At 67.7% G+C, this 18,013-nt stretch carries 12 protein-coding genes; 6 read left to right on the top strand and 6 right to left on the bottom strand.

What is annotated here, in order from left to right; genetic code table 11:
• Positions 1-82 precede the first annotated feature (82 nt).
• Complete coding sequence (locus tag MZC64_RS06065; RefSeq protein WP_247756083.1) at positions 83-499, bottom strand: hypothetical protein; 417 nt, start codon at positions 497-499, stop codon at positions 83-85.
• A gap of 1,444 nt (positions 500-1,943) precedes the next feature.
• On the opposite strand from MZC64_RS06065, the gene MZC64_RS06060 reads away from it, so the two are divergent.
• From MZC64_RS06060 to MZC64_RS06045, 4 genes are all read left to right on the top strand, one after another.
• Positions 1,944-2,798 (top strand): DUF5753 domain-containing protein, encoded by an 855-nt coding sequence (locus MZC64_RS06060; RefSeq protein ID WP_247756082.1) that lies wholly within the window; start codon positions 1,944-1,946, stop codon positions 2,796-2,798.
• Positions 2,799-2,826: 28 nt separating this feature from the next.
• Positions 2,827-3,078: a DUF397 domain-containing protein gene (locus tag MZC64_RS06055; protein WP_247756080.1), complete on the top strand. Its 252-nt coding sequence runs from the start codon at positions 2,827-2,829 to the stop codon at positions 3,076-3,078.
• Positions 3,079-3,338: 260 nt separating this feature from the next.
• Positions 3,339-4,523 carry a hypothetical protein gene (locus MZC64_RS06050; RefSeq protein WP_247756079.1) on the top strand — a complete coding sequence of 395 codons (1,185 nt, stop codon included), beginning with the start codon at positions 3,339-3,341 and terminating at the stop codon, positions 4,521-4,523.
• Positions 4,520-5,248 (top strand): glycosyltransferase family 25 protein, encoded by a 729-nt coding sequence (locus tag MZC64_RS06045; RefSeq protein WP_247756078.1) that lies wholly within the window; start codon positions 4,520-4,522, stop codon positions 5,246-5,248. The genes MZC64_RS06050 and MZC64_RS06045 overlap by 4 nt, the downstream gene beginning before the upstream one ends.
• A 16-nt stretch (positions 5,249-5,264) precedes the next feature.
• Here the strand turns inward: MZC64_RS06045 and MZC64_RS06040 are convergent, their stop codons facing one another.
• The 4 genes from MZC64_RS06040 to MZC64_RS06025 form a co-directional block, all read right to left on the bottom strand.
• Entirely contained in the window at positions 5,265-5,936 is a 672-nt protein-coding gene (locus tag MZC64_RS06040) for a DapH/DapD/GlmU-related protein (protein WP_247797663.1), read from the bottom strand.
• A 2-nt stretch (positions 5,937-5,938) separates the two neighbouring features.
• Positions 5,939-6,727 carry an alpha/beta hydrolase gene (locus MZC64_RS06035; RefSeq protein WP_247756076.1) on the bottom strand — a complete coding sequence of 263 codons (789 nt, stop codon included), beginning with the start codon at positions 6,725-6,727 and terminating at the stop codon, positions 5,939-5,941.
• Positions 6,728-7,292: 565 nt separating this feature from the next.
• Positions 7,293-8,990 carry an AbfB domain-containing protein gene (locus MZC64_RS06030; protein ID WP_247756075.1) on the bottom strand — a complete coding sequence of 566 codons (1,698 nt, stop codon included), beginning with the start codon at positions 8,988-8,990 and terminating at the stop codon, positions 7,293-7,295.
• A gap of 56 nt (positions 8,991-9,046) precedes the next feature.
• Positions 9,047-9,499 carry a hypothetical protein gene (locus MZC64_RS06025; protein ID WP_247756074.1) on the bottom strand — a complete coding sequence of 151 codons (453 nt, stop codon included), beginning with the start codon at positions 9,497-9,499 and terminating at the stop codon, positions 9,047-9,049.
• A 537-nt stretch (positions 9,500-10,036) separates the two neighbouring features.
• Here MZC64_RS06025 and MZC64_RS06020 point away from each other — a divergent pair.
• Complete coding sequence (locus MZC64_RS06020) at positions 10,037-13,462, top strand: ALF repeat-containing protein (protein ID WP_247756072.1); 3,426 nt, start codon at positions 10,037-10,039, stop codon at positions 13,460-13,462.
• Positions 13,398-14,825, top strand: coding sequence for a pentapeptide repeat-containing protein (locus MZC64_RS06015; RefSeq protein WP_247756071.1), 1,428 nt, complete (start codon positions 13,398-13,400; stop codon positions 14,823-14,825). Before MZC64_RS06020 ends, MZC64_RS06015 begins: the two co-directional genes overlap by 65 nt.
• Before the next feature lie 109 nt (positions 14,826-14,934).
• Here MZC64_RS06015 and MZC64_RS06010 read toward each other — a convergent pair whose 3' ends face one another.
• A complete protein-coding gene (locus MZC64_RS06010) occupies positions 14,935-18,012 on the bottom strand; it encodes an HsdR family type I site-specific deoxyribonuclease (RefSeq protein ID WP_247756069.1) in 3,078 nt (1,025 codons plus the stop codon).
• Position 18,013 lies beyond the last annotated feature (1 nt).

Below are 18,013 nucleotides of genomic sequence, written 5' to 3'. Positions count from 1 at the left end.
GCGAAGACAAGCCCTCCCGGGAGGTGGTTCTTAACGTCGTGGCCGTAGCCCCCGCCTTCGGGGACCGCGGTCTCACTCTCGGTCATCGGGTGACCTCGATCCCTTGCTGCGGCCAGGGAACCTTGCTCGCCAACCGGAGGCAGGGGTCGCACGCCGGCAAGAGCAGGAATCCAGTCCGATCCGGCCAGTCATCGAGCCCTGCGGTCAGCTGACACATCGCAGAGAGCGAATCCTGGAGCGGGGCGGCGATCTCCTTGGACCACAACGCGTGGTATTCACCGTCCAAAGTGGACTTCCACCACACGAAGTGAGTGTCCTCGATCAGACCGGGGGTGTGGGCGCTCATGCCGCCCGCCCTGCTGTTTCCGCTCTCGACGGCCGTCTCGGCCGACATCAGGACGGCCGCGGACCCGGCCGCGGCCGCCTCTCGACTGATCCGGACGCGTCGCTGACAGACGGGTTCCCCAGCGGCGGCCGGTGTCGCGGCCACCATCGTCACTGAGTGCGCCTGCACGATGTGACCAGCGCGGCGCCAGACGGAGCCGCTCTGGGTGGGGACGGCCGTCGCGCGACGGCCGTCCCCGTCCTCTCCTGGCCCCATTGGCGTCATCCGTTGCTGGGCGCACGCCTTTCCCAGGAGAGGAGCCGGGGTGGTGGCGACGGCGGTGGGGGCTACCGCCGTCGCCACCCATGGCCCGTCGAGCTGGCGCGTCCGGGGGACGACGCGCTGTGGGAGGCAGCTCGGACGGGAGCGGGGAAGTTGGCGAGCTGCTGCCGGGCACTCCGCGCAGAGGTGCCTGACCGGACACCGTTGGGCCCGGCATTCGGCTCCATGCCGGTGTGCTCGGTGAACCTTTGCCCACGCGGCTGCCCGCGCGACCGGGTGGCCGAACAACCAGCGGGCCACGGCGGGCGCGCAGAACAGGGCCAGGTCGACGATCACCGACAACACCGCGGTCAGTTCATCACCGAGCAGATGCCACTCGTCCAGCCAAGGCTCACCCCTCATCGGAATCACCTCGCTCAAGTTGCCTGCGTTGAGCAGGCGCTGGGGCCACCTCGGTGAAGGCAGGAGCCTCGCCAGGCGCTCCGCCGGCCGACTGCTGGTCAACGACCGGGGCCTTCGCAACGCACAGAACGCACGGCATACCCGCGCTCGTGGGCTCGATGACATTGAGGGGCGCAACGTGACCGCATACGGCGATCAGCTCGGTCGGCCTCGACTCCGGGGTCAATCCGCTGATGACGAAGGCGTGGACCTGCTTGTCTTTCCAGGAACGCCACCAGGCCACATCCGATGCTTCTGGCCCATCGGGTTCCTCGTTTGCCGTGCTCATCGGCGCCCACCTCGATCCCACCGGTCGAGGACGGTCTGAACGAGCGAATCCCACGAGGTCCTGCACGATGCTCGCCTCCGTCCCAACCTTCGGCTGCTGGTAACGGCGCTGCCCAGAGGAACCACTTCTCTCGTGGCATCGCCGTGCGACAGGGCAGGTAGACCGGAGCAGAACCGTGGCCGATCCCGCCTGTCGCCCGTCTGATTGAGCAAGCCGGACAGCCTGGGAGGCTCTGATCGAGACCCGCGTTCATGGCCGGGCCGTCGTTCGGCTGCGCTCGACCTTGCCTACAACCGCGGCGCGGTCGACAGACAAGGCTCTTTCCTTGCACAGCAACGGTTTCACCCCGCCGCTGTCCCCTTTTGGGCTACGCCGATCACTCCGGCGCAAGTTTCAGCCCACGTAGTGCAGATGCGCGGGGAGCCCTGATCGGGGCCTTGAAACCTTCTAACTCTTGTACAAGAGTTATCGGAAGGCGACCGGGCCGCGGTCCACTCCGCCGCACATCGAAGGTAACACTTGTACAAGAGTTACGGGTGCTACCAGACGGGTGAATTGCGGATAGGCTGCGAGGTCCGATGTGTGGCAGGCAGGGAGGATCACCTGGTGACCGAGCAGCTTCAGCTTCCCAGCGCCGTGCTGAAGATCCTCCTGGGTCGCCTGCTCGCCAGGCTGCGGGACACCGCCGGCGTGAAGCAGGACGAGGTCGCCAAACTGCTGAACCTCACCCAGCAGGGGATCGCCCTCATCGAGTCGGGCATGGGCGTCAAGCCGCGCTACCTGGACAAACTGCTGGAGTTCTACCGCGCCGGCGCCGCGGACCAGGCGTACGCGCGGAACTTGCAGGCAGAGAGCGGCCGGCGCAGGCCGAAGGGCTCGTTCGCCACTCGGTTTCCCCAGCACGTCCAGCTGCTGATCGATATGGAAGGCAGCTGTCAGAAGTACTTCTCCTACCGGACGCTGACCATCCCCGGTCTGTTGCAGACCGCGGCGCTCATGCGGGAAAACGCCGAATCGGTTCGTCCCGCGTTGCCCGCAGACGTGATCGAGAAGAGCGTGTCCGATCGACTTGAGCGCCAGCCGGTCCTGGACAACCTGCATCAGCGGTTCTGGTTCCTGGTGGACGAATCGGCGTTGCACCGCATCAAGGACCGGGTAGTGCAACGCGCCCAGATCGCGCAGCTCGTCGAGACCATGGACCGGCCGAACGTCGAGCTTCGGGTGGTGCCGTGGCGCGCCGGTTACTACATGGGCCAAGGGCACGACTACACGATCTTCCGCTACGACGCCGAGCCCGCGGTCGATATCGTCTACCTGGAACACCACGACGACAACGGCGAGTACGTCAAGGGCGACCGGGTCTCGCGCTACCAAACGCTGTGGGAACAACAGATCGACGCGGCTCACGCCAAAGCGGAACAGACCCGTCAAACCCTGGTCGATCTCGCCAAGTCGCTGTGAACGAACCGCCGCAACGGACCGGATGGGGATGACGCGCGAGATGGACCGCGAGCACGAACCTGACTGCCCGCTCGACACCACCTTCACCAGGTGGCGAACGTCCTCCAGAACTCGCCCGCCCAACAACGACTGCGTCGAAGTCGGCTTCAGCAGCAACGCCGCCGGGGTGCGGGACAGCAAGAACCGCTCCGGCCCGACGCTGGCGTTCGGCCGTGTCGTCTGGGAGGCATTCCTCGACAACGTGAACGCCGGGACCTTCGCCCCTCCTGAGCGGCAGTAGGAATCCTCTGGGCACACCGCGCTCCTACGCCGCCTACCACCACACAGGCGTTCCGCGGTCCCTACCTGTGCTTCACGTCGCGTCCGCGCACACGGGTGGCCCTCGACTGCCGTCGGGAGCATCGGTTGCCGAGTTGTCTCGCCGCCCAGGAGTTGACCGCCCATCCCCTGGAGCGTTTCGCAACCACCGAGCTGTCCACCAGCCCATTCGGTTGGCGTGTTCCTGGTCACCAGGACAGTGACTGGACATATTGTGGACAGGTGTTGTCCAGCCAGGTCGTCAAGGCCGCGCTCAAGAAGCTCCGTCAGGGACCCGCCCTGGGACACCCGACCGCGGTACTCGACCTTGGCCAGGATATCCGCGAACACCTTCGTCCCCAAGGCGTCCGGGTCGGCTCACACGAAGAGGTGCAGCACCTGGTGGCGGTGCTGCGGAGTGCGGTAACGCGCCTCAGCGTTGACGAGCGGATCTACGCGGAGGCTGACCTCAACATGGCCAAGGCGCACAGGTTCCCAACCCTGACCGAGCGTCAGGAATCCCTTGCCACGGTGCAGAAATGCGCACTCAAGACGGTTCGCCGACGCGCGGAACACGCGCTGGACACCCTCGCCTTCCAACTCCTCGCCGGCGGGCCGGACCGTGCCGAGCCGTTGGGTACTGCGGAGCGGCCGGACACGAACACGTCCCAGCCCAACAGCATCGCGGGGTTCTGGAAGCTCGGTCCGTCCACGCGGGTGGACATCGTGTGCTCGGAGATCCCGGAGCAGGAACGTCCCTACTTCGCCTCGTCGAAGGACCGCAACTACCTGCGGTACGCCAAGTTCGCCGACCTCGACACGCTCATCTACCTCCGGAGCAGGTTCGCCCAGCTGGCCCCGGCTGCAACCGTGCGGGACTTCGCACCTTCGGAGTACTACGACAACCGGGCCGACATCCTGGTCGTGGCCGGTGGACCGCCGTGGAATGCCACGTATCGCGAGTTCCTGCCGCACCTGCCGTTCCACTTCAAGCCGAACCCACTCGGCGAGGACGACCCGTTGGTGGTCCCGACCCTGGACAACTTGACGATGGGCCCCCGGTGGACCGAACACCAGGAACTCCTGGAGGACCTCGCCGTGTTCAGCCGCCTCACCCTGGCGCACGGCACGACCGTCTTCCTGTTGGGCGGATGCCTGACGCTGGGCGTACTCGGCGCCGCGCACGCCCTGCTCGAAGGAGAACGCGGCGCCCGCAGCGTCGCCTACGTGGAGCGCAAGGTCGGCGCCGACGACTTCGTACTGGTCACCGAGACCCGACGGGTCGGCGCGTTCACCGATGTGGCCGACCTGACCGCGGAGCCACCGCTGTTGTTGCTCTCTCGCCGGAACAACAACCCGTTCTCCGTGGTCGAGGACAACACCGCCCGCTACCTGCTCGGCCGCACGGGGAGCGCCCCGAACCCGTGACCACCCCCGACGACATCCGCACCTACGTGATCAACCTCCCGCGCCGCCGAGACCGCCGGGAGTGGATGGAGCGCTCGGTCCCGCCCGAGCTGCGTGCCGCCTACACCTCCGACTGGCACGGCCCCTTCGACGGGCACGACCTCACCATCGCCGACCTGGACCTGGCCGGCTACAAGCTGTTCCCATGGCAGATCAACTCCAGCAACCCCTGGTGGAGCCGGCCGCTGAAGTACGGCGAGATCGCCTGCACGCTGGCCCACCTGGCCTGCTGGCGCGACGCTCGATCCGGCGCCGAGCCGTTCGTCCTTATCCTGGAGGACGACGCGATTCTGCCCGCGGACTTCCTCAATCAACTGCTCACCACCCTTGGCCGACTCGCCGCGCTGGAGAATTTCGACCTGCTCTACCTCGGCCGAGTCCCGCTCGAAGCCGACCAACCGACATCGATTCCCGGCCTCGTGGTGCCCGGCTACAGCCACTGCACCTTCGGCTACCTGCTCACGCGGAAGTCCCTCGACGTTCTACTCGACGCTGACCTGGAGCATGCGATCGTGCCCGTCGACGAGTTCCTGCCCGCGCTCTACATCGAGCACCCGCGCACCGATCTCCGCGCACGATTCCCCGGCCGGTTCAACGCCGTCGCCTGCGAACCACCGCTGGTTCGTCAGCGGTCGAAGAACGAGGCCGGCAGCGACACCGAGGACTCAGCCTTCGTCGAACGCTGACACCTGCGCACCGCACCTACCGGGGCGGAGCCGGTGCTCGCCGGGCCTGCCAGTGCCGGATGAGGTCCTGAAGACGCCGCCCTCGCCATTGCGCTGCCGGGGTCTGCACGTCGACGCCAGTCACCACGTGCTCCGGCGGCACGTCCTTCGTCACCACTGAACCGGCCGCGACGTAGCTCCGCGGACCGATGCGCACCCCACCGACCACCCGGGCGCCGTACCCGACCACGCTGTCTGCCTCGATCACCGGCGGGGCTTCGTCAACCTCCCACCAGTCCCGATGCGGCTGGGCGTACTCGTGCACCAAGTCGCCCATCACCGTGGCGCGGTCGCCGATCATGGTGCCGTCGCACACAAACCCCGCCAGCCGGACCTCCGCCCCGACCACCACCCGGTCGCAGACATAGGCCCCGTACATCAGGCGGCTCCGCGGCCCAACGCGGCAGTCGTACCCGATCCGGACCCGATCCTCGATCACGCAGTCGTCCTCGACCCGCACCCCTTCGTAGATCACCACCTGGTTGGCGATCAGGCAGCGCTCGCCGACCGACACGGGCGCACCGACCAGCGCGGTACCGGGCCGTTCCTGCTCTGCCCGCAAGCGCGCCTCCTTCGGGTAGCCGAGGGTGCAGTGCTGGCCGACGATGCTGGTCACCGCGATCTGCACCGGCGCCAACAGGGACTCCACGTTCACTCGCCACCCCCGCCGTTCCCGGTCAGCCAGTTCACCGTCACGGTGATCGCCTCGTCCTCCCGCTCACGCGAGTCGAATCCGTGATCGGAGCCGACCACGGTATGGAATGCGCATGAAGGCTTCGCCGCGGCGGCCTGCCGGGCGATGTCGTAGGAGACCGCGGAATCCCGGTCTCCGTGCACCACCAACGACGGCACCGAGCTGGCCACGAACTCCTCGAAGGGGTGGTAGCGGCGGAACTCCTCGAACAGCACCCGGCCAAGCTCGAACGCGCCGTCGACGAGCAGGAAACCCTGTGTTGTCAACAGCTTCTGCTGCTCGCTGCTGTAGTTCTCCTTCCCCCACGGCAGTTCTGGCTCTACGAAGGTCCGCCGGAGGTCCAGGACCGGGTTCCACAGGACCACCCGGTCGAGCCGATCAGCCATCCACGGCAATGACAGCGAGGTGGGCACCGCACCGAAGCTCGATGCGACGATCGACAGCGGCCCGGACAACTGGACCGTGGCGTAGTCGACCGCGGTCTGCAGGTCGAGCATCTCGCCGGCGATCGTCACCCCTCGGGGTGTTCCCCCGCTTCGGCCGTGGCCGCGGAAGGACACTCGGAGCACCGTCCAACCCGCGGCCGCCAAGCGGTCGGCGAGCCGGACGAACATGCCGCCCTCGTCCATGTCGACGGTGATGCCGTGCAACAGGAGTACCGTGCCGAGGCTCGGCTGAGCTTGCGGCCGGTGCACAGCACCTCGAAGTGGCGTGCCGTCGACAGACGTCAACTCCACCAACTGCATCCACCTGCTCCAATCCCCGATGCTCCGCAAGTGCGGAACATCTTGCCCGCACCAGTTGCAGTCAGCCGATCGAGCCTCATTCGCAGTCAAGGACGTCGGTTCGCGGCACCGCGCTCAGGGAGCACCGAGCGAGCAGTTCCGCCTGCCCGTTCGGTTGGGGCTGGTGTCATGGCCAGTCCGGCGGAGCCCATCGCGGCTGGCCACGCCCTCAACACATGGGGTTCGTGTCTACCGGGCGTCCCCACGGACGTGGGGCGTACGCGGCATCGCACCGGGTTGATGATGTACTCCGGAACATTCCCATGGGCGTGGGGCGCACCGTTGTGGACCGTGTCAGACAGGGCTTCTGGGGCTATCTCAACCGAGTAGAGCTGAGCGGATTCGAACCCCTGCTCCCACACTGTCGGCGTGGGTGCCGTCCAGCGGTGCCCAGCAGCGTTGCAACCGGCCTGCGGCTCCACGTTGCGCCAGGTCCAGCGGCCGGTCCGGCAACCAAGGTGCCCACCGTGTTGCGGCCGCCTGAAACCCACAGCAGGCTCAGGCGGCCGCAACACGGTGCTCTGAGCTACTTCTTCAGCGGGGCAACGACTTCCCAGCTGGTGTCCGCTGCGAAGGATTCGGGGTTCTCCCACCACTGGCCGCCGCCGTTCTGGGCCGACCACAGCTGGCCCTGGGCGTGGCGGATGAACCGATCCGGCAGGTTCCAGGATTCCAGGGACACCCCGCGGCCGCTCAGACCGTCCCGGGCACACCAGGTGGCGTCAGCGGCGAGCAGGGCGCTGCCGTCGTTGTTGTCCAAGCGGATCCGCCCCTGGGCATGGCGCAGGTAGGCGTTGGGGACGTTGACCGCCGCGATGGAGTAGCAGCTGCCGTCGGCGAGGCCGGGCAGGATGCGCCAGGTGGCGTCGGCCTTGTTCAGCTCCGGGCTGTTCTCGTTGATGACCTCGATCCAGCCCAGTCCGTTGGCGTGTCGGGCGTAGTGGTTGGCCAGGCCGTCGTTGGTGACCCGCAGCGACCGGTTCGGGTCGGCCGGATTCACCAGGTCGTGGCGGGCCTTGCCGACTACTCGGACCGACCACTGCTGGTCGCTGGTGTGCCGGTTCTCCGCCTGCACGAGGACGGTTCCCTCACCGGCGCCGGCGCCCGTGGGCTGGATGACCTTGCCGGTGGCCTTGTTGCGGAGTTCGACGGTGTTGTCCTTGGCCGGCACGAGTTCCCACTGCTGGCGGGTCAGGTCGGCACGGCAGTCGAACTGGCCGATGGGGGCACCGTCGTGGGTGGCGGCGCCGGTGACCTCCAGGCACTTCTTGGCGTTGAGGCTCTTGAGGGAGTAGACGTTTTGCGCGCGTTCGATGACCTCCCACTGCTGGTTCGCCCGGCCGTGGCAGTTGGCGATCACGGTGCGGGCGTCGTTCTCCCAGCTGGCGAAGTACACATCCAGGCAGCGTCCGGAGTGGACGCCGCGGAAGTCCACGATCGCGCCCGGCACGATGCCGGGGATGGCGCGGCCGTTGACGATGCGCTCGGTGATCCAGGCGGTGACGTTGTCGGCACGAGCCTCCACCGCGCCCTTGCGGGTGCCGGTTTCCCCCATGCAGCCGAACTCGTAAGAGGTGCTGTTGACCGCGACCAGTTCCACGCGCCCGTCGGTCTCGCGGAAGGCGGGCCCGCCGGAGTCGCCCTGGCAGGTGGAGGCATCAGGCGAACTCGAGCCGCTGATGGGCAGGCTGGTGCTGGTGGCGGCGGAGTCGACCGAGTCGACGGTGAACACCGCGGTGTGGGCCGGGTCGGGCCGCCACTGGTCCCGGGTGCGGCCGTAGCCGCTCACCCGCAGCTTGTCCCCCGCCTTGGGCGCTGTGGTGCTCAGGGCCAGCGGGCTGATGGTGTTGACCGGATTGGCCAGTTTGACCATGGCCAGGTCTCGGTCCTGCCGCGCGGCCACCTCGGATGCCTCGACGGTCAGCTGGCTCGCACCGGTGCCGAAGGTGACTGTGGTGGGCTCCTGCGGTGCGCCGGGCGGAACCTGGATTCCCTGGGCCGGGTCGGCGACGAAGCAGCTGGCGGCGGTGACGACCCACTGGGGATCGACCAGCGCGCCGGAACAGGCTCGGCCACCGATCTGCAGGCGCGCGGTGAAGGAGTACGCGCCGTTGGCGGTGGGTGAGCCGTTGCTCAGGGCCTGTGCGGAGGCGGGAGCGAGCAGTACGGCCGCGGTGCCGGCGGCAAGCACGCCGATGACCGACACCGGTAGCGAACGATTCATGAACACAGCGGATCCCCCTGCGAAACAGTCGACATCAAAAGGAAGGAATAGAGAGGTCAGGAACTGGCCCGTAGCTCAAGAAGAGTCGCAGGTCCGTTCGGCTCACTGATCCCCTCACCGACGGACTTTCCTTCGTTCTTGGGGATACTGACGTTCTCTTCTCGCTCCTTGACCTTCAACTTGGCCTTGACGGCGTGCCCGGCGGCCTGGATGTAGAAGACCTTCGGGATCTCCACACTCAGGTAGCCAGTGGGAGCGGTGACTCGAAAGCATGCGGTGATCAGACCGGTCGCGTTGCGCGCCTTGACCACGATCTGATCTTCGCCGTTCACGCACTCAACCGACTGGATGTTTCCGTCGCCCTTGCGCACGACGATTCCACGGTCCCGCAGGATGGCATCGGCCGCAGGATGCTGGAAGTTCTCTACGATGAACTTCGGCGCGTCGGCCACTGGGCCCCTGGGTTCGGCGACAGACGCCTCGTCAACACTGATGATCAGCGAAGACACGGCTACGACCCCTAGGGTCGCCAGACGCGGGACAAGCCTCACGAGTTCTCCCCTTGAAATGCTGACCTCAAGGAAGACGAGCGCAAGATCAGCAACCCACATGGCTGCGAGAACCATGCAGAGCGGTGATGTCGCGCCCCTGCTTCCCTCCCCCCACAGGAGAGGACTCGACGTTATGCATAAATCACCACTGCAATCAAATTACTGTGACCAGGATCACAGTGTGTAACATCGACTGACTGTACCTCGTTCAGAGCAACGGGCTGACAAGCGAGAAGGATGTGCCTTAGTGTGCCACTGCTCGCGGCACTTTGCCCGCAGGCACAGGGGGGACACGGGGGGCATGACCACTATTCACGCGCGCCATGCGCTGATCTTGTTAAATTCCTGCGCCCTCATTCTTTTCTGCACACTCGGACCGCGCGGTTAGCCGCGAAGATCCGGTAAGTGGCGAAAATTCCAGCTCTCAGTTGGTGAAGGGACAGGAACAGGGTGAAGTGGAAAAGAGAAACCGTCGCGCCTGGGCGCGCGGTGATCGTGACAGCGACGGCACTGGCCCTCGTGGCCAGCCTCCAGGGCACTCCGGCCCTCAGCGCTGAGGCCGCCGCGCCCACAGATCGCGACCAGGCGCTGACGTTGTTGAAGACTGGTGGCCCCGGTGTGGCGTACGCGGCCGAGGCCGCGCTCCTGGGCAGTGACGAGGCCGTCGCCGAGTTTCTGCGAACCGGCAGGCATCAGGCGAAGGAAGCCGATGACCAGGTCGCGGTCGCCCAGATCATGCACCGGGGCGGGCCCGGAGTCCGCGCGGCCGCCAAGACCGCGTTGGCCGGGTCGGCCGCGGACGTTCGCGCCTTCCTCGACACCGGGCAGTACTCCGCCCAGGAAGCCGACTTCCAGGTCCAGCTCGCCCAGGTCATGAACGCGGGCGGCCCCGCGGTCCATGATGGGGCGAAGGCCGCGCTCAACGGCACCGCCCAGCAGGTGTGGCAGTTCCTCGGCGACGGCCAGCACTCCGCCCGGCAGGCGGACAACCAGGTGCTGGTCGCCCAGATCATGAACGCCGGTGGTCCCACGGTGAAGGCAGCGGCCAAGGCCGCGCTCAACGGCACCGACGAGGACGTGGCGGAATTCCTGGCCCGAGGCCAGCACGTGGCACGCGCCCGGGACGAGGAACGGGCCAGCGTCGCCGAACTGACGGCGATCGCCAAGGCGGCCGAACAGCGCGCGACCGCGGAGACCGAAGCGGCCAAGGAAGCCTCCGCACGAGCTGTCGACGCCGCGGAGAAGGCCAAGCAGGCAGCGGAGATCGCCGCCGCCGAGACCGCGGCGGCGAAGGAACAGGCGGGCAAGGCCGCTGCCGCCGCCTCGCGCGCGGCGGATGCCGCCGAACGCGCCGCCGACGCCGCCAAGACCGCGATCTCCGCGGCGCGGGCAGCCAATAACGCTGCCGCGGTGGCCGCCAACGCCGCGTCCAAGGCGGCCTCCGCCGCCTCGGCTGCCGGGCAGGCCGCGGCCAACGCACGCAACGCCGCCACCGCGGCGGTGGGTGACGCCAAACAAGCCGCCGCGGCGCGCAAGGCTTCGGACGAGGCCCTCGCGATGGCCAAGCTGGTTCAGCAGATCGCCGAAGCGGCCAAGGCCGCCGGTCGTGCGGCCGAGGAGGCGGGCAAGGCGGCCGGGGCCGCCAGGAACGCCAGCCAGAACGCCGACCTGGCGGCCAACGCCGCCCATGCGGCGGGTAGCCACTCACACGTCGCTTCCGCCGAGGCCACTCGCGCCAAACAAGCCGCGGCCAACGCCAAACGCAAGGCAGGTGAGGCTTCTCGCGCGGCCGGGGTCGCCGAGTCACTGGCCCGGGAAGCGGGCCGCGCAGCGAATGAGGCCTACCTGGCGGCGAATGCCGCCGCAGGACACGCCCACGCGGCAGGGCTGGCCGCGGCTCACGCGGCCGAGCACGCCGGCCAGGCCGCGGACCTGGCCAGGATAGCCACCGAACACGCCGAAGCGGCCAAGGTGGCCGCGGATGCCTCGGCCGCGGCCGCCAGGCAGGCCACCACGATCGAGGAGAACGCGCGCAGGGCCGATGCGGAACGGCTCACCGTGGAATCCGGCGAGGCCATGCTGACGGCCGAGGACGCCAAGGCGGAACACGAGACACGCAAGGCCGATGCGGCTTGGGAGGCGGCCGAAACCGCCCACCGGGACGCGGAGACCAAGCGGTTGCTGGCCGAGGCGACCGCTCCCGGGGCACCCGCTTCCGTGGTGCTGGCCAACGGGCGCAAGGTCGCCGCCCGGGTGCTCAAGGCCGGTGGGCAGTGGAGCAGGAAGACCGCCGAAGCCGCACTCGTCGGCGCCGCGGCCGATGTCCGGGGGTTCCTGCACACCCAGCTCCCGTTCGCCGCGGAGCAGGATGACCGCTCCCGCGTTGCCTACATCGCCGACCACACCGAGATCCCGGCGCAGAAGAAGGCCGCCGAGATCGCGTTGGCCGGTCCCTACGCCGGGGTGCTGGAGTTCCTGCGCACCCGTGACTACGAGGGCAAGGACGCCGACGACCAGGTCAAGATCGCCCAGATCATGAACACCGGCGGCCCGCAGGCCAAGGAGAGCGGCCGGGCCGCTCTCAACGGCACTGTCGAGGACCGCCGCGCGTTCCTGGCCACCGGTCAGCACGTGGCGGCCGAGCAGGACCATGAGATCCAGGTCGTGCAGATTCTCGATGCGGGCGGTCCCGAGGTAAAAGCCGCGGCCCGGGTCGCGCTCGCTGGTCCCCCGACTTACCGCAAGGACTTCGTCCGGGTGGGGCAGCACAAGGCCCGTCAGCGTGATCAGGAAGCCGGCTCGCACGTCGCCGAGGTTCATCGTTTTGTCGCCGACGCCGCACGGTCGGCCGCCAACGCACGGGAGAAGTCGGCGGAAGCCGCCCGCGCGGCCGCGATCGCACGCAACGCCGCCGCCGAGGCCGACGAGCACGCGCGACGAGCACGGGAAGCGGCCAACGAGGCCGCGGGCTACGCCGCCCAGGCCCGGCAGTCCGCCGAGCAGGCCCAGGAATCGGCCAACCGGGCAGCCGCCTCAGCGCGAAGTGCCCGTGAGGCCGCGGTCAATGCCCAGCGCGACGCGCAGTGGGCTTCTCAGTCAGCGGCCGCGGCGACCGCGTCGGCCGCACGGGCACAGCAGTTCGCGGCTGAAGCCACCCAGGAGGCCAACAGGGCCAGGGAAGCCGCCATCGCCGCCGGCAAGGACCGGGACGCCGCAGCCGCTGCCGCCAACGAGGCGTGGCGCGTGGTGGCCGAGCGTCAACGCGCCGCCGATGAGCAGAAACGCAAGGCAGGCTCAACACGTCCGCCGTGGGCACAGACCGAGGACGACATCAAGAAGGAGTTGGCCGCACGCTACAACTCGGCGAACTTCGAGGACATGGTCGGCCCGAATGGGCTGCCGCCGCACCTGCGGGCGATGGCGCTCGATGAGTACGCGGAGCGGATGTGCCAGGCCCGCCCAGGCGATTGCAACCAGATCCTCGCCGCAATGTCCGCGGCGGCGGTGTGGCGAGCCGCGCCACGGGGCATGACAGAACACAAGGCGGAATCCGCGGAGATCGTCCGCAAGGCCACCGAGCGGGTCGTCAACGTTGACGCGAATGTCCTCATGGAGAGACATCTCACCAGGGCTGAGTTGGACTACTTCAACAGTCTTCCCTACGAGGCACGGGCGGCATTGTGGCGCCGGTACGCCGGAACCGCGGTCCATCGAGCCGTCGCGGAGGCACTGAGAAATGAATATCCGGGCCGGTTCAGGTATGCGGCCTCTTGGCATCCCGACTTCTACGACACGAAGACCCGAACCTACGTCGAGCTGACCACGGATGCCCAGATCACTCGGCACATCCTTCGCGGTGGCGCCTACCCTGGAGCGGCCTACATCGCGTACAGTATCCCGTACGGCATGGGACTCCGATGACATCGAGCAGGATCCAATGAACATAGGCAAGATCGAGGCCGGGCGCCTGCTGATAACCAGCAAGAACGTCAAGGACGCCGACTTCTCCGGACACCGGAGCCAAGTGTGGGAAGTCGTGGAGTCCCGGTTCGAGCGGTGCAAGTTCGAGAACCTTCGGGTCAAGGATTTCTGCTTTGGCGCGGGCAAGAAGTCGACGGACTACATTGACTGCAGCTTCGACGGCTCCCACATCCGGGCGCTCATCCCGGGGCGCGCCCGGTTCATCCGGTGCTCGTTCCGGAATGTCCGGCTGGAGAAGTGGCTCTGCAACGACGCCGAGTTCATCGACTGCGTCTTCACCGGCACCCTCCGCGAGATCAACTTCAACCGGGCACTCGACAAGGAAGCCCATGGCCAGCTAGGCAGAAAGGAGAACATCTACACCGGCAACGATTTCTCCGGCGCCACCCTGGAGTGGGTAGGCTTCATAGGCGGCGTCGACCTGACCGCCCAGCGACTGCCCACTGGCGAACAATACCTGTACCTGCCCGAGGCGGAACGGATCCTCGCCGCGGCCTTCGCCGAGGTCGATCAGTGGCACCAGGCCGACCGGGATGTAGTCAGAGGAAAGCTGGAGACGGCGCGCAACAGCGTGCACTACGGTCAGCACCAGTTGTTCTTCGGCCCGGAAATGTTCAGCGCCCGCTCCCCCGAGACAGCGAAGACATTCGGTCGATTGCGCGAGGTGCTCCTCGCAGCCAAGGCGAACCTCGAACAAGCCGGAGATTCCGCCGGGATCGAACTCCCGAATCTGGCCATCGACCGCCGTACGGTCCACGGACACGGCTTCGTGTACTTCCGCGCCCGTGACCAGGGCGACGCCGGGCGCTCGCTCGGCCTGCCCGCCGGTCCACTCACCAAGGACGCCGCCGGAGTCGCGGCGTTCGACGGCGTGACCGCACACGCGGTCGAGCCGAACCTGGCCCTGGGTGAGCTGGTGGCGCTCGCACAGGGCGTGCGGTGGCATCTTGGATTGTCCCGGATCGTCAGTGTGTGGCCCCCAGCGGAGACCGAGCCCCGCTCGATCGAGGAAGCCATGGCATTGCCCGAGGACTCCTCCTGGCGGGAGCCAGGCCCGGGCCTGCAGGAACTGGGTATCGCCACCCGGGACAGCCTGGCCGCCATCCGGGAGGAACAGCAGACGCAGATCGCGGCGCAGTGGTCCAAGGCCACGGTGTTCACCCACTTCCAGGACACGGACCCCGACAGCATGCTGACGATCGTCCGCGAACTGGTGCATCTCGCCCAACGAGCACGAGCCGCGGACGAGCAGCTCTACTGCTGGATCCCCGGTGCCGCGGAGGCGCCAGGATCCGACCGCTGAGAACACCTCACTCGGTCGTTCAGGTGTGGTTCAGGGGATAGATCAAGACCCCGGCTGCGCGACGAGGCCCGGCAACCGACGCAGGTTGCCGGGCCTCGTCGCGCAGTGGTCAGTCAACGAGGTAGTGGGCTTCGATGTAGGCGACGGTGGAGTCATACGGCTCCCCCACCGGCTTCAGCATGTACCGGCGGAAGACCGCGGCGGTGGCGCGGCGGACGCCTCGGTTGCGAGCGTCGGCGTTGTCCCATGACCGGGCGAGGGTGCGGGTGACCACCTGGTCGATCTCCTCGGCCAGGTTCCTCTCCGTGACGGTGAAGCCGGGCGGCGCGTGGTCGCGGATGATCCGCGACAGGACACCCACGTGGTCGTCATCCAGCACGACGACGGCTACGTCGGGGTGCTTCTCGGCGTTCACGATGGCGCGAGCGACCCGGAGTGCTTCGGACAGGAATTCCAGGGCGTCCTGGGCGTTCTGCACGATCCGGTCCCGCAGCAGCCTGATCCGCTCCGCCAGGGCGGTGTACTTCGCGGACCCCGGTTCGACACCCTTGTCGAGGGCGGCCTTGATGCGATCCAGGATCTCCGCCGCGGACGGCGGCGTCCTGTCCTCCCCGTCGTCCTTGCCGGGCTTGGGGCGGACGAGGGCCAGCAGCTCCTTGAGGACGGCGATGCCCTGGGAGTCCAGGACGAGGGCTTCCTCCTGGGAGGCGACCACGGAGAAGGAGTGGATGTGGGCATTGATGATTTCCAGGACCATCGGCCCCAGCTCGCCGAGCCGTTCCTTCCTCTCCTCGTCGGAGGACTTCTTGAACAGCGTCGTGTACACGGACCCGAACAGCCCGAAGCCGTCCCGGTACTTGGCGACCCGCTTGTCGGTGTTGATCAGCGGGTACAGGCGGGCCAACAGCCGGTAGTCCTTGGTGAACACCGCGGCGGCGGCCGGGTCGGTGTCCAGGAAGACGTTGATGGCTCGCACGGACTCGTATCCGTGGACCGTGAGGTCCAGGCCGTCCACGTCCACGAGGAGGTCTTCGATGCGGGCGAAGGTGGTGCGGAACTCGGCGACCAGCTCGGACAGGTCAGTGACGAACCCGCCCCCCTTGCCCGCGCCCTCCGCGGTGGGGTCGACGACGGCCCGCTGGACCTCTTCGGCCAGGCCGATGTAATCCACGATCACGCCGGAGGTCTTCACGAACCCGGCCGGGGACACCCAGGTGCGGTTCGGGCGGGTGATCGTCTGGAACAGGTTGTGCGCCTTCAGCGGCTTGTCCAGGTAGAGGACACCCTCGTTGGGGGCGTCGAAACCGGTCATCAGCTTCGCGGTCACCACCAGGAAACACAGCGGGTCATCCGGGGCGAGGAACCGCCGCTTCTGTTCCTCCTCCTCGGCCTCCGAGAGCTGGAACTTCCGCATGGCGGGGTCTTCGTCCTTGGCGTCCGAGACGGAGATGTTCACCTCGGCGGTGATCCGGTCATGCTTCTCGACCTCAGCGAGCACGCGTGACGCCTCGAAGCCGCCCAGCAAATCGTTGATCTTGTCCGTGTACGCCACGGCCAGATCCCGGTTGTAGGCGACGACCTGGGCCTTGAGGCCGTTGCGGTAGGCGCCGGCCAGGTAGTGATCCACGATGTCCTGGCAGACCGCGTGGATGCGGTCAGGGTTGGCGAACACCGAGGTGAGTCGCCCGAACTTACGGGACAGGGCCTCACGATCGGGGTCGTCGAGGTAGAAGCCATCGGCGAACTGGTCGAACTCGGCCTGCAACGCCTGGTCGTTCATCTCGAAGGAGACCGGGCGCGGGTCCAGCATGACCGGGACGGTCGCCTCATCCTGCAGAGACCGGGACACCGAGTACCGGTGCAGCACCCTGCCCGGGTCGGTCTCCTCGCCGAAGAGGGCGAAGGTGTCGGTGGCGAGATTCCGGACAGGCGTGCCGGTCATGCCGAAGAACTTCGCGTGCGGCAACGCCGCACGCATCTGCCCGGCCAGGGACTTCGACCTGGCGGACTGGGTGCGGTGTGCCTCGTCGACCAGCACGATGACGTTGTCCCGGGTCGACAGGTTCTTGCCGGCGTCGGCGAACTTGTGCACGGTCGTGGAGATGACGCCGCGCACGTCGTCGGCCAGCAGGGAACGCAGCTCCTGGCTGGTGGCGGGCTGGTGGAAGTAGGCGTCCCCCATCGCGGAGGTGAACACCCCGGAGGTCTGCCGGACGAGCTGGGTCCGGTCCGAGAGCAGGATGATTGTGGGCGACTCGGTGCGGGTGTCGGCCAGCAGCAGCGAGGCGGCGAAGACCATCAGCAGCGTCTTCCCGGACCCCTGGTGGTGCCAGATCAGGCCCTTCGACCCGCCCGCCAGGATCCGCTCGTGAATCAGGTGCGCGGCCTCCATCTGCGGGTAGCGGGGCAGGTATTTCTTGTCCGCGCCACCCCCGGAGGTGTCGAAGAGGGCGAAGTTGGCGAGCATGTCCAGGATCGTGGCCGGGTTCATCAGCAGCTCGACGGAGCGCCTCACGTCGGCCTGCCCGGACAGGTTCTCGTCGTCGGCGGTGGACCGGAACGGCTGCCACAGGTTCGTGGGCGCGCCTGCGGCGCCGAACCGCAGCTTCAGCCCGTCGGAGGCGACGGCGAAGACGTTGGGGGTGAAGAACCACGGGTACTCGGCGGCGTACACGTCGTTGATCTCGCGGGCGGCGTCGGCCCAGCCGGACTTCGCGGTCGGTGACTTCACCTCCACCACTACCAGCGGCAGGCCGTTGACCCAGTACACGAGGTCGAACCGGCGGGAGGTCTTGCCGGGGACGGTGATGGTCACCTCGTCGGACACGACCAGCGTGTTGGTGGTCGGGTGCTCGAAGTCGATGACCTTCAGGGCGTGCCACACGCCGTCGGCGTCCCGGAACTCCTTGAGCCCGCGCAGCAGGTGCAGCACCTGCTCGTTGGCCCGCACCAGCCCGCCTTCGACGGCGTTGACCGTAGCGACGATCTCCTCGACCACCGCGTCCACGTCGAACCCGCCGATTAGCCCAGGGTTGAGCCGGACGATGGCGTCCCGCAGCTGGCCGGCGACCACCGTCTGCGTCGTCTCCCGCGGCAGCGACCTGCCCGCTGCGAAACCCCAGCCCAGCGGAAGGGACCACTGGATCATCAGGTTCTGGAACTCACGCTCCCGAATGCCCTTCACCACG

Origin of the sequence: Crossiella sp. S99.2 (genome assembly GCF_023094165.1) — a bacterium.
Lineage (GTDB): Bacteria > Actinomycetota > Actinomycetes > Mycobacteriales > Pseudonocardiaceae > Crossiella.
Note: the sequence above shows the minus strand (reverse complement) of the source record. Positions and strands in the feature narration are given on the sequence as shown.